The 524-nt window shown below is 61.6% G+C and carries 1 pseudogene; it reads right to left on the bottom strand.

The annotated features are described in order from the left end of the window. A pseudogene (locus CXR02_RS21985) lies at positions 1-204 on the bottom strand (hypothetical protein); the annotation flags it as partial. Positions 205-524: the final 320 nt, after the last annotated feature.

The following is a 524-nucleotide window of genomic DNA, read 5'->3' as shown; positions in this document are numbered from 1 at the left end:
CACCTGGACCCGCCAGATCTCGTGATCCACCAGTCCGGGGCCGCTTCCCAGCGGGGCCCTCGGTTCCTCCGCCCACCACTGGCGCCGCTCATACCAGCGGACCGGATCAGCACAGACCGTATAGCGGCGGCCTGCCCAGCCAAGCCTGAGGGGCGTTCCGGCGGGGGTGCAGACGACGTCGACCGACTCGCTGAACATGCCCATAGTGCCTCCCGGACCACACCATCTGTAAAAACCAAACAAGTAAACCAAGCAGGTTATTCGAACATATCTTCGAACAACTCCAGTCTACGACGGTGCCGGGACAAAACCTAGATCAGGGGTGGACGGACGCAGGCGCAGGTAGCAGGATTGAGCCATGAGCTCCCATAACGCACTTCTCAAGCACGTCAGCATCGCTGCCAAGGACACGTCCCTGGTGGCGAATTTCGATATAGACGGAAATATCCCCGGCCAAGGCGCCTATGTGGTGGGGCTGGTGTCCGCCACTGCGGACCATTCCCACCAGCGCCGGATGGGGATCG

Source organism: Arthrobacter sp. 4R501 (assembly GCF_002929755.1).
Taxonomy (GTDB): domain Bacteria; phylum Actinomycetota; class Actinomycetes; order Actinomycetales; family Micrococcaceae; genus Arthrobacter.
The sequence above is the reverse complement of the archived record's forward strand: the minus strand, read 5'-3'. Positions and strand labels throughout refer to the sequence as shown.